The sequence below is a fragment of the Streptomyces akebiae genome (assembly GCF_019599145.1).
In the GTDB taxonomy this organism is placed as follows: Bacteria; Actinomycetota; Actinomycetes; order Streptomycetales; family Streptomycetaceae; genus Streptomyces; species Streptomyces akebiae.
Genome location: NZ_CP080647.1, coordinates 8,698,391 through 8,710,965 on the forward strand (window position 1 = coordinate 8,698,391; position 12,575 = coordinate 8,710,965).

The following is a 12,575-nucleotide window of genomic DNA, read 5'->3' on the forward strand; positions in this document are numbered from 1 at the left end:
GGGTGATGCCGGCGGCTGTGCCCGGAGTGCCGGTCAGGGACGCAGGTGGGCCAGGAGTTCTGCACTGGCGGGGTACTCCTGTTCCTGGGGGAGCAGTCGGGCAGCTGAGTCCAGTTCGCCGTCCCTGACGAGTGCGTGGATCTCGTGGGCGAGCGGGGTGACGTCGCTGATGGACACGATCCACTCGTCGGCGTAACGCGACGACGCCTCACCCGAGAGCCCCAGTTGCAGCGAGCGGTACGGCAGGGGATGCAGGTGCAGATCGCGTTCGGGATCCCACTGGACACGGGACGGTGCGCGCTTGAGGTCACGCTGCCAGGTGTCGCGATCGGGATGCAGTCCGCGGACGTAATGCGACAGGCAGGCATGGCGCAGCGCCCAGTCGAAGCCCTCGCGAGTGATCTCGAAGGCCAGGACGGTCTCCTGACCTTCCTTCATGCCCCAGCCGGAGCGGTACATCATCCACATGAAACTGGGTTTGATCCACGTCATGCGGTCAGGCTTCCACGCGGCGGGAAAGCGGCCGTCGCGGATGGTGGGCAGTCCGATTTCAGGGGAGTACGCCTGGTAGACGGTGATCGTCGATGCCGTGTGAAGCGCGCGGATCCTGCGGTGCGGTTCTTCCATGGCGTACAGCGTGGAGTCGGCCTGGTCAGCAGGCCAGCGATTTTCGACCGCCGCTCGTTGCGACGGTGCACGTCGGACGCAGCATCGTGCGGGTTGTCGGGGGCTGTGCAGAGGAGTCGGTGACAGGCGAAAGGGTCTGTGAACGAGGCTTGACAGAGTCATCGAACAGCGTTGACAGACTCATGCGCGTCGGTCGGGGAAGGGGGAGCCGCCGTGCCTCTCAGAGGCCGGCTGGGTGGCTGGAGAGCCAGTTTGTGTGTTGGTCACGCACACGGTCGCGCTCCGCAGGCGTGGCGAGGATGACGTCTGCGCCGCCGTCGTAGGGATGGTGGATGCATCGAAGGTCCGTGTCGGTGAGGAAGACTTCGGCGAGCGCATCGTCCGCGACTGCTCGCAACAGCTCATCGACGCAGCCGCGTTCCCACGGGCGTCGGTCGATGTACAGACGTGTGTGGGTGTGGAAATCCGGGTCGGGGTCGTCCTGTTTCGACTCGGTCCACCAGCGGATGCCGTCGGGGTGCAGCATCTGTCGTGGCGTCGGGTAGCCTGCGGGCCCGGTCGGTGTGTTCGACCAATCCATGGTCACCACGAACACGTCCGTGTCGGCGAACAACTCGTCGAGGATCGTGTTGTACCGGTCCAGCACGATCGCGTACTCGTCCTCGGACTCCGGGTAGCGCTTCGAGCCGGGAAGGCTGTGGAAACGCACCCAGCGATCCGCATACCTAGTGCGAAACGTGTGAGCGACGGGAGGGCCCGACGGATGCCGTTCCCTCCACAAAGCCGCTAGAAGATCAGGGTCGATGGCGAAACTCACCCCTTGGCCAGAGCCACACCGATCGGACAGGAAACGCGGGTCCCGGCGTGGCCGTTGTGTTGCGGTCAAGATACTGCTGGTGGTATCCGTCGGCCGTGCAGAGCGTACAGCCCTCCAAAGAAGGCAGGAAGCCACCCCGATCACGGTGGATGCGGTCTGTGAACACGGCTTGACCTGGATCAAGCCGTCCTTCCTGTGGATGATGTACCGCTGCGGCTGGGGCCTGAAGGAGGGCCAGGAGACGGTCCTGGCCGTGGAGATCACCCGCGAGGGCTTCGAGTGGGCGCTGCGCAACTCCTGTCTCTCGCACTACGTTCCCGAGCTGCACGAGAGCCGGGCCGCCTGGCAGCGGGAGGTACGCCGGTCGCCCGCCCGCGTCCAGTGGGACCCCGAGCGGGACCTGAGGCTCAACCCGCTGCCGTACCGCTCGCTGCAGCTGGGCCTGTCGGGTGCGGCGGCGGCACGGTACGCGGACGAGTGGATCTGCGGCATCGAGGACGTGACGCCGCTCGCGCGGGAAGTCCACGGCCTCGTACGGGCACGGGAGCTGGACGCGGCCACCGCGCTGCTCCCCGAGGAGCGGCCGTACCCGGTCGCGGACGACGTCCTGCTCCATCTGCGGCGCTGAGCCCGCAGCGGGCGCGCGCCGGGGTGGGGAGAGCCGAAACGATGCGCCGGGGTGGGGAGAGCCGAAGCGAGGCGCGCGCCGGGGTGGGCGTGCGGTGCGTCAGCCGCGGCGGGGGCCGAGCAGCGTGCAGACCGCGTTCTCCTCGACAGCGCGGAGCCTGTTCACCAGAGCGGGGTCGAGCGTCCTGTTCACCTGGGTGGTGAGCGAGAAGGTGAGGGACCTGCGGCCGTCGGGGGTGGCGGCGATCAGCTGGGTGTAGCCGGGGAAGTTGCCGGTGTGGCCCAGGACCACCCCGCAGCGCGTGTCGTAGCGGAAGATGGCCAGTCCCGCACTGTTGCGGCCGGGACCGGCCGGTTCGGACGCCCCCTCGATCCAGCGGCGCTGCTCGCGCAGGACCGCCCTCGACGTCAGCTCTCCGGCGGCGTAGCCCCGGATGAACCGGGTCATGTCACGCGGGGTGGAGACGATCCCGCCCGAGGCCCACACCCCGGACGCGCTGAGCGCCTCGCTGACGTCCTCCGGCGGCGCGGGCGGCTCCACGGCGTACCCGTGCATGTACGGCTCCGGCATCTCGTACCCCAGGGGAAGACTGGTGTCGGTCAGCCCGAGCGGCCGGTAGACGATCCGGCGGAGGAGCTCTTCGTACGGCTTGCGGGTCGCGGCCTCCGCCATCAGGGCGACGGCGATGTTGTCGGAGTTGGAGTACTGGTACCGGGAGCCCGGGGGGAAGCGCAGCGGTTCGTCCGCGACGAAGTCCAGCAGCCGGCGCGGGTCGAAGGTGCGGCGCGGGTCCTCGAGGAGCAGCTCCAGGAACTCTGGGTCCTCGCTGTAGTCGGGCAGCCCACTGGTGTGGTTCAGCAACTGCCTGAGGGTGACCGAGGCCCAGGCGTCCGGCAGCCGGGGCAGGGTGTCGCCGATGGTGCTGTCGAGGGCGAGCTCGCCCTGCTGCACGAGGCGGAGCGCGACGGCGCCGCTGAACGCCTTGGCCGTACTGGCGATCCGCATGTGGTCGGTGGGCTCGATCGGACGGCCCGTCTCCAGGTCGGCGACACCGGCCCGCAGGACGCGTGGTCTGCCGTCCCGTTGCAGTACGACGATCACGCCGGGCGGCCCTCCGGGGGTGGCGACCAGCTCTTCGAGCTGCCGTTGCAGGGCGAGCTCACCTCGGCCGTCGCCACCGCCGTCCGAGGCGGCGCCCGCTGTCGGGGCGAGGAGCAGACCACCGAGACAGGAGGCGCCGAGCAGGGCGACCAGGGAGGGGCGGAGACGGGACCGGAGGCGAAGACGGCGACGGGGGCGGGGGGAGCGCGGACCGCCGGCGGGGTGAGTACCGGGGTGCGGGCGGGAAGCGGGCGTGAGTGACATGGGGGTCCCGGGAGGATCGTCGGGCAGGGGCCCCCTCAGCATCGGCCGGGACCACGATGACGCGCGCGCGAGCTTGGGCTGTCCGGGCGGATCGGCCGCGCGAGCCGTGTGCGGCGAGCCGCTCCCCGCGAGTGCGGGGAGGCGCGGTCAGTGTGCCGCGAACTGCGCGCCGGTCCGCTGTACGACGTCCGGCCGCACCGTGAGGCCCTCGACGGTCAACCGCTCCCCGTAGATGTCGGTGATCCGGAGAGCGCCGCCGCACCCGGCGCCCTGCTCGGAGAGGAAGTAGTTGTACTCGGTGCGCGGCAGCGGGGTCCAGGCGCCACCGGCGCGGACCTCCAGCCGGGCCACCGGGTTGCGGTGTCCGAGCACCTGGATGCCGCACCAGTACTGGCTGGAGCCGGTCTTGTACCGGATCGAGAGGGTGCCGGAGGTGGCGGGGCTCAGCAGGTTCCAGGTGATCGGTATCTCGCCGCGCGAGGGCGCGGCGAGCTTGGCGAAGGCCTCGGCGCTGAGGTCGAGCTGGCCGGGCCTGCACGGTGAGGGGCACTCGTTGGTGATCCTGACCGTGACGGCGGCGCCGCCCGCCGCGCGGACGCGCACATACGCCCCGCAGGCCTTGGACACCTCGTAGTCGGTGGTGTTCATCGCCGCCGTCATGACGTCGTCGCCCGCGCCGAACGAGCAGGCGCCGCTCCCGCCGGGCCCGGCGTCGTAGAAGGTGGCGACCCCCTCGTAGTCGACCCCGGGACGTATCCGTCCCGCCAGCTGCCCCGAGGCGGAGCCGGACCGCCCGGTGGCGGCGGTCGGCTGCTTGGTGGGCTCGGTGGCCGGGGTCGCCGACGGGGTGGTCTTCGAGGCCGACGGGGACGGGGACTTCGAGGGCGTGGCGGAGGGCTTCTTCCGCTCCGGTGTGCCCGAGGGCGGCGCGGACGCCCGGGTGGTGGCCGCGGCGGGGGTTGCCCCGGCCTTTCCGGCGGCCTCGGTGCCGGTGTCGCGGTCGGGGCCGAAGGCGATCACGAGTGATGCGGCGAGCCCGACGGCCGCCACGGCGGCGACGGACACGAGGGCGGTGCGCCGCCTGGGGCGGCGGGGAGAGCGGTGGGAACGGGCTGCCACGTTCAAATCCTTCGATTCCGTGCCTGGTTCGAGAGAAAGCGTGATGCGTGTGTGGCTCGCGTGAAAGGAGCTTGCCACTCATCGGTTGCCGCCGGGGCCGGAATGGTTGCCTTCGAAAGGGAGCGAGCGCGAAGCTGCGATCGTAGAATGATCGATCGTTTTCTTCGTCGGGGAGGTTGGGGATGTCACGTCCGGTCACGGTGGTCACGGGTGGGAGCCGGGGGATCGGTGCCGCCACCTGCCTGCGGCTCGCCGCGGACGGGCACGACGTGGTGGTCGGCTATGTGAACGACGGCGCGGCGGCCGAGTGGATCGCGACGGGGGCGCGGGCCAACGGCGCGCGCTGTGTCACGGTGAAGGCGGACACCTCGGTGGAGGCCGATGTGGACCGGCTGTTCGAGACGGCGGCGGACCGGCTCGGACCGGTGACCGGGCTGGTCAACAACGCCGGGGTGACCGGCCCGTTCGGGAGGCTGGCGGACACCGACACGGAGGTGCTGCGGCGGGTGGTGGAGGTCAACCTCCTCGGCGTGCTGCTGTGTTCGCGCCGGGCGGCCAAGGCGATGGCAGCCTGGGGGAGTGGCGCCATCGTCAACGTGTCCTCGGCGGCGGCCACGCTGGGCAGTCCCGGTGAGTACGTCCACTACGCGGCGACCAAGGCGGCGGTCGACACGCTGACCATGGGGCTGGCGAAGGAGCTCGGACCGGACGGCATCCGGGTCAACGCGGTGGCGCCCGGGGTCGTCGACACCGAGATCCACGCGCGGATGGGCGACCCCGAACGCCCCGACCGGATCGCCGCGTCCGTGCCTCTGCGCCGCCCCGGTCGCGCCGATGAGATCGCCTCGGCCATCGCCTGGCTCATGTCCCCGGAGGCCTCGTACACGACGGGGGCGGTGCTGCGGGTGGCCGGGGGCCGGTGAGACGCCGTGGGGGCGTCGTCGTCGGCGGCGGGCGCAGGCCGTGTGCTTGCCCGCGCGGTTCCCCGCGTCCTGGGCGGCGCACTCACTCGGCCGGTGAGCGGACGCCGCCCCTCTGGTCGATCAGCCGTTGGAACGCGGTCGGTGTGGGCCGGTCGGCCAGGAACTCCCTGACCCGTGCGGCGCATCGGAGCGGGTCCGACCGACTCGTGTCGCACTCGACGTCGTAGAGCCCGTGGGCGTGGACCTGCTCCAGTTGCCGTGCCGCGAGCCCGGCCGGCCGGTCGCCGCGCTCCCGTTCGCGCCGCTCCAGCTCGTCGCGGTCGCAGTGCACACCGACGAACACCACGTCCTGGGGCGCGAACAGGTCGAGGCAGTCCCGCAGTCGCCACTCCGCGCTCAGGACATGGTCCACGACGACGTTGTTGCCGGCGGCTGCCATGCCGGGCGATCGCGCGGTGGTAGCCCCGCCAGGTGCGGTGCAGGACGTCGGTGAGCTGGTCGGGCGGCATCTCCTGACGGGCCCGCATGGCGTGGAACGCGTCGACCGGGATGTGGAAGTACGGCTCGTCGAGGATGCCCAGCAGCTCCCTCGCGATGCTCGACTTCCCCGAACTGGACGTGCCGTTCAGGAAGATGATCAGGCCGCCGGGGGTGTCGTCCTGTGCGAGGGTGCTCCGTGACACGCGGGTGCTCCGCGGCTGGTGGGTGTGCTGAGGCGTCGCGCTCACGCGGCCTCGATCACCTCTCCCCGCATCGCCGCGGCCCATTCCACGACCAGCAGTTCGTACTCCGCCCGCTCCTGTGCCGACAGCGATGCGCCCGCGTGGCGCCACAGGGCTCTGATCCGGTCGTTCAGGTCGTCGGCGGACCGCACGGAACCACGGGCGGGGGACTCGGGGGGCATGCGGACAAGAGTAGGTGCCCGGACTGACAGAGCGCCACCGGGCGGCTACGGATGTCGTATGTGGTTGGTCACGGAAGGGAGTTGAGGAGGGGCACGCTGATTCGGGACGAGGGGCGGGCTGTTCGGGGCCGCCCGCCCCGTCAGCTCCCCGACTCGCCGGCGTGCGGGCTCAGGACGCCCATGGAGACCAGGACGACAATGAGGATGCCGAGGGCGATGCGGTACCAGACGAACGGCATGAAGCTCTTGGTGGAGATGAACTTCATGAACCACGCGATGACCGCGTAGCCGACGAAGAAGGCGATGACCGTGGCGAAGATCGTCGGGCCCCAGGAGACATGGCCGCCCTCCATCGCGTCCTTGAGCTCGTAGCCGCCCGAGGCGATCACGGCCGGGATGGCGAGGAGGAAGGAGTAACGCGCGGCGGCCTCACGCTTGTAGCCCATGAGGAGGCCACCGCTGATGGTGGCGCCGGAGCGGGAGACACCGGGGATCAGGGCCATGGCCTGGCAGAGGCCGAAGATCAGGCCGTCCTTGACGCTGAGCTGTTCGAGGCCCTTGCGCTCCTTGGCGGCGCGGTGCTTGCCACCGGTCTCGTCGCGCGCGGCGAGGCGGTCCGCGACACCCAGGACGATGCCCATGACGATCAGCATGGTGGCCGTGAGGCGCAGATCGCGGAACGGGCCCTCGATCTGGTCCTTGAGGGTCACACCGAGGACACCGATCGGGATGGAGCCCACGATCACCAGCCAGCCCATCTGGGCGTCGTGGTCGCTCCGCATCTCCTTGTTGAACAGGGAACGGGACCACGCCGAGATGATGTTGACGATGTCCTTGCGGAAGTAGATGAGCACCGCGGCCTCGGTGCCGATCTGGGTGATCGCGGTGAAGGCCGCGCCCGGGTCCTCCCAGCCGGAGAAGGCGGCCGTCAGGCGCAGGTGCGCACTGGAGGAGATGGGGAGGAATTCGGTCAGCCCCTGGACGAGTCCGAGGATGAGGGATTCAAACCAAGACATGAAGTTACGTGGTCCAAGCGCTGATCGTGGAGGGCCGACGGAAGACGTGCCGCGCCGCGGGGCGGGTGATCACAGGTGCTGGGGGCAGCCTAGCGCCCCGTGAGCGCGGGGCTGTCACCGGGTTTCGCGGGGCCGTGCGGGGTCCGGGCGGAGCGCGGGCGTTCCGAGGCGTGGAACGGCCGGATCCGTGGTGTTGACCAGTCACTATGTCCGCACATACTTTGCTGGCGAGGGAAAGCGCTTGCAGTGCCGAGGGCCGCCGTTCCGCCGGAACCCCCGCCACCAGGCGCCCGCCACCGTCCGATGTCACGTTCGATGGAGTGCTGATCACGTCCATGCCCACACCCAGCAACGACCCGAGCCCGACTCCGGACCACCGCACCGACGGTCATCCGGCGGCCCCACTGGCCGGCCGCCGCGTGCGGGCCGCGATCGTCGGCATCGGCGCCATCGGCGGCGGCTCCCATCTGCCCGCGCTCGCGCGCCTCGCCGAGGAGGGTGAGACCGAGGTCGTCGCCGCCGTCGACATCGACGCCGACGCGGTGGCCAAGTTCTGCGCCGGGCACGGCATCCCGCACGGCTACACCGATCTGGACCGCATGCTGGCGGAGCAGCGGCCCGACCTGGTCAGCATCTGCACCCCGCCGACGCTGCACCGCGACCAGACGATCACCGCGCTGCGGGCCGGCGCCTGGGTGTGGTGCGAGAAACCGCCGGTGCCGACGCTCGCCGACTTCGACGCCGTCGAGGCCGAGGAGGGCGCGGAGACCGGTGGCCCGTACGCCTCGATCGTCTTCCAGCACCGTTTCGGTTCCGGCGCGCGCCACGTTCGGAAGCTGATCGCCGAGCGGAGCCTCGGGCGTCCGCTGGTCGCGCACTGCCAGACCACCTGGTACCGGGACACCGCCTACTACGCCGTCCCCTGGCGCGGCCGCTGGGCCACCGAGGGCGGCGGGCCCGCCATGGGGCACGGCATCCACCAGATGGACCTGCTGCTCGATCTGCTCGGCCCGTGGAGCGAGGTCCGGGCCATGGCCGGGCGGCTGGTCCACGACGTGGAGACCGAGGACGTCTCCACGGCCCTCGTGCGCTTCGAGAGCGGCGCCCTGGCCACCGTCGTCAACAGCGTGCTCAGCCCCGACGAGGTCAGCCGCATCCGCATCGACTGCGAGCGCGCCACCGTCGAGCTGACCCATCTGTACGGCCATTCCAACGCCGACTGGTCCGTCACCCCGGCCCCCGGCACCCCGGAGGGGGACGCGGCGGTCTGGCGGGACTTCGGCGAGGACGTGCCCAGTTCGCACCTGGCCCAGCTGCGCGAGCTCGTGGCGAGCATGCGCGCGGGCGAGCGGCCGCGCAGCAGCGGCGCCGACGGGCGCACGAGCCTGGAGCTGATCGCCGCCCTGTACAAGTCGGCGTTCACGGACGTGACCGTACGGCGTGGCGAGATCGGACCCGGGGACCCGTACTACACGGCCATGCACGGAGGCGCCCCCGGCTGGGCGCCCGGAACCGTCCGGGTGTCCGTCGACGCGAGTTCCGTCGGCATGAGCTCTGCCGGCACGAGTGAGGAGATCACCGCATGACCTTCCACGACGGGCTGCGCGTGGTCCACGCACACGGCGACCGGATCACGGTCACCGAACCCACCACGGGCGTCGAGCTGGTGAGCTACGTCTACCGGCCGGAGGCGGCCTGGGAGGCCCCGAAGCCGTATCTGCACCCGATCCGGACGCTGGCCGGGGACGTCGTCACCGACTTCCGGCCCAACGACCACCGCTGGCACAAGGGCCTGCAGCTGACGGCCTCGCACCTGTCGGGCCAGAACCTGTGGGGCGGCAACTCGTACGTCCACGGCGAGGGCTATCTGCCGATCCCCGAGCGGGTCGGCTCGATGGCGCACGCCGGCTTCGACGTCGTCGAGTCGGACGGCGAGCGGGTCGTGATCGCCGAGCGGCTGACCTGGCACCCGTACACCGGGGAGCTGTGGGCCGACGAGGAGCGCCGGATCGAGATCCACGACGTGGACACCGAGTCCGGATCGTGGGCGTTGACCTGGACGAGCGCGATCACCAACCGTCGGGACGAGCCGCTGCTGTTCGGCAGCCCGACCACCGCCGGGCGGGAGATGGCCGGCTACACCGGTCTGTTCTGGCGCGGTCCGCGCGCCTTCCGGGACGGGCGGATCATCGGGCCCGACAGCGAGGGGCCCGAGCTGATGGGCGAGCAGGCGCCCTGGCTGGCGTACGCGGGCGAGCACGACGGCACCGACGGTCACGCCACGCTCGTCTTCGCGCACGCCCCCGAGAACGACCACACGGGAGCCGAGGGCGCCCATCCGGCGCACTGGTTCGTCCGCAACGAGCCGTTCGCCGCCGTCGCCCCCTCCTGGGCGTTCTACGAGGAGCTGGAGCTGGCTCCGGGCGAGACGCTCACCCGTCGTTACCGGGTCGTCGTGGCGGACGGCTCCTGGGAACGGGAGGAGATCGCCAAGTACCTGGAGGCGCACCCGTGGTGAGCGGCTACGAGGGACTGCCGGGCGGGGTCGCCCTCTCGCACCTGTCCGTCTACGACTGGCCCGCGGCGGACGGGGTCTGCGGCGGAACTCCCCATATGCACCTGACCTGTTCGGAGGCGTACGTCGTCACCGGCGGGCGCGGGGCCGTGCAGACCCTGACGGCCTCCGGGTACGAGGTCACGCCGCTGGCACCCGGGACGGTCGCCTGGTTCACGCCCGGCACGATCCACCGACTGGTCAACGAGGACGAGCTGCGCATCACCGTCCTCATGCAGAACAACGGGCTCCCGGAGGCGGGCGACGCGGTCCTCACGCTGCCTCCGGAGTACCTGACCGATCCGGAGACGTACGCCGCGGCCACCCGTATCCCGGTGGACGCCCCGGAGGAGGAGCGGGAGCGCGTCGCGCGGGCCCGGCGCGATCTCGCCCTGGAGGGCTACCGGGCGCTGCGGGAGGCGTCCGGGCCCGAGCCGCTCGCCGCGTTCCACCGGGCCGCCGCGGCGCTCGTGCGGCCCCGGCTCGCGCAGTGGCGGGCGCGGTGGGAGCGGGGTGCGCGTGCGGCCGCCGCCGCGACCGGGGAGCAGTTGGACCGGTTGGAGCGGGGGGACGTGTCGCATCTGGCCGACGCCGTCGTACGCGCCGAGGAGCCCTCCGTGTACGGGAAGTTCGGGATGTGCGGGCGGTTGGACGTCTATAAGGGGGATTGAGCGCCGGGCACCCTCGCGCTCGGGGAGTGCCGCGGTGTGGCGGCTGCGGGTCGTGCGTGGCTTGTCGCGCGGTTCCCCGCGCCCCTTTGGGGCGCTCGTGTGATCCGGCGTCTCACCTTGCCGTCGGCCCTGCTACCGACCAGCCGGGGGACTGGGGGTGGGCCGTCAGGCCTTCGTGGCGCACCTCGCCGCCGCAGGACGCGCAGGTGACCGTCGGGACCAGCTCGTCGCCGCAGCTGTGCTCGACCACCATGGGGCGATCGTCATCCTTCCGGAGATGGCGGTCGCCCCATGCCATGAGGGTCATCAGGACCGGCTCCAGTTCCAGCCCCGCCTGGGTGGGCCGGTACTCGAAGCGCCGCGGGCGCTCGCTGTAGGCGTGCTTGTCCAGGACACCCGCGTCCACCAGGCGCCGGAGACGGGTCGCCAGCACGTCGCGCGGTGCCCCGATGTTGCGGACCAGCTGGTCGAAGCGGCCGTTGCCGAGGCAGACCTCGCGCAGGACCAGCAGGGAGTACTTCTCGCCGACGATCGCCAGGGTGTCGGCGATGGAACACGGGCGCGGATCTCGGGAGGCGGGCATGTGCCCAGTCTAGGGGAGGGTTTGTTTTTCCAACTCACGCGGCTATGGTGAGTTGGAAATTCATACTGACTTATGGTCGTGGAGGACGGACCCATGCGTGACGCCGTGATCGTCGAAGCCGTACGCACACCCCTGGGCAAGGGGAAGCCGAACGGCGCCCTCGCCCATGTCCACCCCGTCGACCTCCTCGCCCACACCCTGCGCGCCCTCGTCGAGCGTTCCGGCATCGATCCGGCGCTCGTCGACGACGTCATCGGCGGCACCGTCGACCAGGTGGGCGAGCAGGCCATGAACACCACCCGCTACGCCGTCCTCTCGGCCGGCTTCCCGGAAACGGTCCCCGCGACCACGGTCGACCGGCAGTGCGGCTCCTCCCAGCAGGCCGTGCACTTCGCGGCCCAGGGAGTCATGTCGGGGGCGTACGACCTGGTCGTCGCCTGCGGGGTGGAGTCGATGAGCCGGGTGCCGATGTGGTCCAACGTGCCGCCCGGCACGGATCCGTTCGGCCCGGGGGTCGCCGCGCGCTACCCCGAGGGGCTCGTGCCCCAGGGCATCAGCGCCGAGCTGATCGCCGCGAAGTGGTCGATCGGCCGTGCACAGATGGACGAGTTCGCGGTGTCGTCCCATCACAGGGCCGCGGCCGCCTGGGAGGCCGGCCTCTTCGACGCGGAGGTCGCGCCGCTCGACGGGGTGACCCGCGACGAGTGCGTACGGCCCGGCAGCACGCCCGAGATCCTGGGCGGGCTCAGGCCCGCCTACCACGACCCCGGGTTCGCCGAGCGGTTCCCGCAGATCGAGTGGAACATCACCGCCGGGAACGCCAGCCCCGTCAACGACGGAGCGTCGGCCGTCCTCGTCGCGTCCGCCGAGACGGCGGCACGGCTGGGGCTGCGTCCCCTCGCCCGGCTGCACTCCTTCGCCGTCACCGGCTCGGATCCGCTCCTGATGCTCACGGGGGTCGTCCCTGCCACGGAGAAGGTGCTGCGCCGCGCGGGGCTGGCCCTCGACGACATCGATCTCTTCGAGGTCAACGAGGCGTTCGCGAGCGTCGTGCTCGCCTGGCAGCAGGAGACGGGCGCCGACCTGGACAAGGTCAACGTCCACGGAGGCGCCATCGCCCTGGGGCATCCGCTGGGGGCCAGCGGGACCCGGCTGACGACGACGCTGGTGCACGCGATGCGGGAGCGCGGCGCCCGCTATGCGCTGCAGACCATGTGCGAGGCGGGTGGGCTGGCCAACGCGATGGTGCTGGAGGCGGTTTGAGGTGGCGGCCGTTTGAGGCGGCGGCCGTTGGCGACGGGGGTCGGGCGCGGGTGTGTGGGGGCCGGTCGCGCAGTTCCCCGCCCCTGGAGGGCGGCCCTTCGGGCC

At 71.3% G+C, this 12,575-nt stretch carries 14 protein-coding genes and 1 pseudogene; 7 read left to right on the top strand and 8 right to left on the bottom strand.

Annotation, left to right across the window (positions count from 1 at the left end; all coding sequences use genetic code 11):
- Positions 1 to 33 precede the first annotated feature (33 nt).
- Both K1J60_RS37800 and K1J60_RS37805 read right to left on the bottom strand, forming a co-directional pair.
- Positions 34 to 627, bottom strand: a complete 594-nt coding sequence (locus K1J60_RS37800; RefSeq protein WP_220650139.1) for a DUF4291 domain-containing protein — start codon at positions 625 to 627, stop codon at positions 34 to 36.
- A gap of 220 nt (positions 628 to 847) precedes the next feature.
- On the bottom strand, positions 848 to 1,336 hold the full coding sequence (locus K1J60_RS37805; protein ID WP_220651877.1) for a DUF3885 domain-containing protein: 489 nt from the start codon (positions 1,334 to 1,336) through the stop codon (positions 848 to 850).
- Positions 1,337 to 1,583: 247 nt separating this feature from the next.
- On the opposite strand from K1J60_RS37805, the gene K1J60_RS37810 reads away from it, so the two are divergent.
- A complete protein-coding gene (locus tag K1J60_RS37810; RefSeq protein ID WP_259408355.1) occupies positions 1,584 to 2,072 on the top strand; it encodes a DUF4291 domain-containing protein in 489 nt (162 codons plus the stop codon).
- A 99-nt stretch (positions 2,073 to 2,171) separates the two neighbouring features.
- Here K1J60_RS37810 and K1J60_RS37815 read toward each other — a convergent pair whose 3' ends face one another.
- Positions 2,172 to 3,437 carry a serine hydrolase domain-containing protein gene (locus K1J60_RS37815; protein WP_220650141.1) on the bottom strand — a complete coding sequence of 422 codons (1,266 nt, stop codon included), beginning with the start codon at positions 3,435 to 3,437 and terminating at the stop codon, positions 2,172 to 2,174.
- 147 nt (positions 3,438 to 3,584) lie between these two features.
- Positions 3,585 to 4,556, bottom strand: a complete 972-nt coding sequence (locus K1J60_RS37820; protein WP_220650142.1) for an expansin EXLX1 family cellulose-binding protein — start codon at positions 4,554 to 4,556, stop codon at positions 3,585 to 3,587.
- A gap of 182 nt (positions 4,557 to 4,738) precedes the next feature.
- Between K1J60_RS37820 and K1J60_RS37825 the strand changes: the two genes are divergently transcribed.
- Positions 4,739 to 5,479 (top strand): SDR family NAD(P)-dependent oxidoreductase, encoded by a 741-nt coding sequence (locus tag K1J60_RS37825; protein ID WP_220650143.1) that lies wholly within the window; start codon positions 4,739 to 4,741, stop codon positions 5,477 to 5,479.
- 82 nt (positions 5,480 to 5,561) lie between these two features.
- Here K1J60_RS37825 and K1J60_RS37830 read toward each other — a convergent pair.
- Positions 5,562 to 6,075: pseudogene (locus tag K1J60_RS37830) on the bottom strand (phosphotransferase-like protein).
- Between K1J60_RS37830 and K1J60_RS46340 the strand changes: the two are divergent.
- Positions 6,005 to 6,193: a hypothetical protein gene (locus K1J60_RS46340; protein ID WP_259408390.1), complete on the top strand. Its 189-nt coding sequence runs from the start codon at positions 6,005 to 6,007 to the stop codon at positions 6,191 to 6,193. The pseudogene K1J60_RS37830 and the gene K1J60_RS46340 sit on opposite strands and share 71 nt — an antisense overlap.
- A 10-nt stretch (positions 6,194 to 6,203) precedes the next feature.
- Here K1J60_RS46340 and K1J60_RS37835 read toward each other — a convergent pair whose 3' ends face one another.
- Both K1J60_RS37835 and K1J60_RS37840 read right to left on the bottom strand, forming a co-directional pair.
- Positions 6,204 to 6,383: a hypothetical protein gene (locus K1J60_RS37835; protein WP_220650144.1), complete on the bottom strand. Its 180-nt coding sequence runs from the start codon at positions 6,381 to 6,383 to the stop codon at positions 6,204 to 6,206.
- A gap of 140 nt (positions 6,384 to 6,523) precedes the next feature.
- Complete coding sequence (locus K1J60_RS37840) at positions 6,524 to 7,399, bottom strand: undecaprenyl-diphosphate phosphatase (protein ID WP_220650145.1); 876 nt, start codon at positions 7,397 to 7,399, stop codon at positions 6,524 to 6,526.
- Between the two features lie 335 nt (positions 7,400 to 7,734).
- On the opposite strand from K1J60_RS37840, the gene K1J60_RS37845 reads away from it, so the two are divergent.
- From K1J60_RS37845 to K1J60_RS37855, 3 genes are read left to right on the top strand one after another with little or no spacing between them, the layout of a single operon-like run.
- Positions 7,735 to 8,985 carry a Gfo/Idh/MocA family protein gene (locus tag K1J60_RS37845; protein ID WP_220650146.1) on the top strand — a complete coding sequence of 417 codons (1,251 nt, stop codon included), beginning with the start codon at positions 7,735 to 7,737 and terminating at the stop codon, positions 8,983 to 8,985.
- The gene (locus tag K1J60_RS37850; protein ID WP_220650147.1) at positions 8,982 to 9,917 is read left to right on the top strand and encodes a DUF6807 domain-containing protein; all 936 of its coding nucleotides are present in this window, start codon (positions 8,982 to 8,984) and stop codon (positions 9,915 to 9,917) included. Before K1J60_RS37845 ends, K1J60_RS37850 begins: the two co-directional genes overlap by 4 nt.
- Positions 9,911 to 10,624 carry a cupin domain-containing protein gene (locus tag K1J60_RS37855; RefSeq protein WP_220650148.1) on the top strand — a complete coding sequence of 238 codons (714 nt, stop codon included), beginning with the start codon at positions 9,911 to 9,913 and terminating at the stop codon, positions 10,622 to 10,624. The genes K1J60_RS37850 and K1J60_RS37855 overlap by 7 nt, the downstream gene beginning before the upstream one ends.
- A 112-nt stretch (positions 10,625 to 10,736) precedes the next feature.
- Here K1J60_RS37855 and K1J60_RS37860 read toward each other — a convergent pair whose 3' ends face one another.
- On the bottom strand, positions 10,737 to 11,207 hold the full coding sequence (locus K1J60_RS37860) for a winged helix-turn-helix transcriptional regulator (protein WP_220650149.1): 471 nt from the start codon (positions 11,205 to 11,207) through the stop codon (positions 10,737 to 10,739).
- Between the two features lie 93 nt (positions 11,208 to 11,300).
- Between K1J60_RS37860 and K1J60_RS37865 the strand changes: the two genes are divergently transcribed.
- On the top strand, positions 11,301 to 12,470 hold the full coding sequence (locus K1J60_RS37865) for a thiolase family protein (protein WP_220650150.1): 1,170 nt from the start codon (positions 11,301 to 11,303) through the stop codon (positions 12,468 to 12,470).
- Positions 12,471 to 12,575 lie beyond the last annotated feature (105 nt).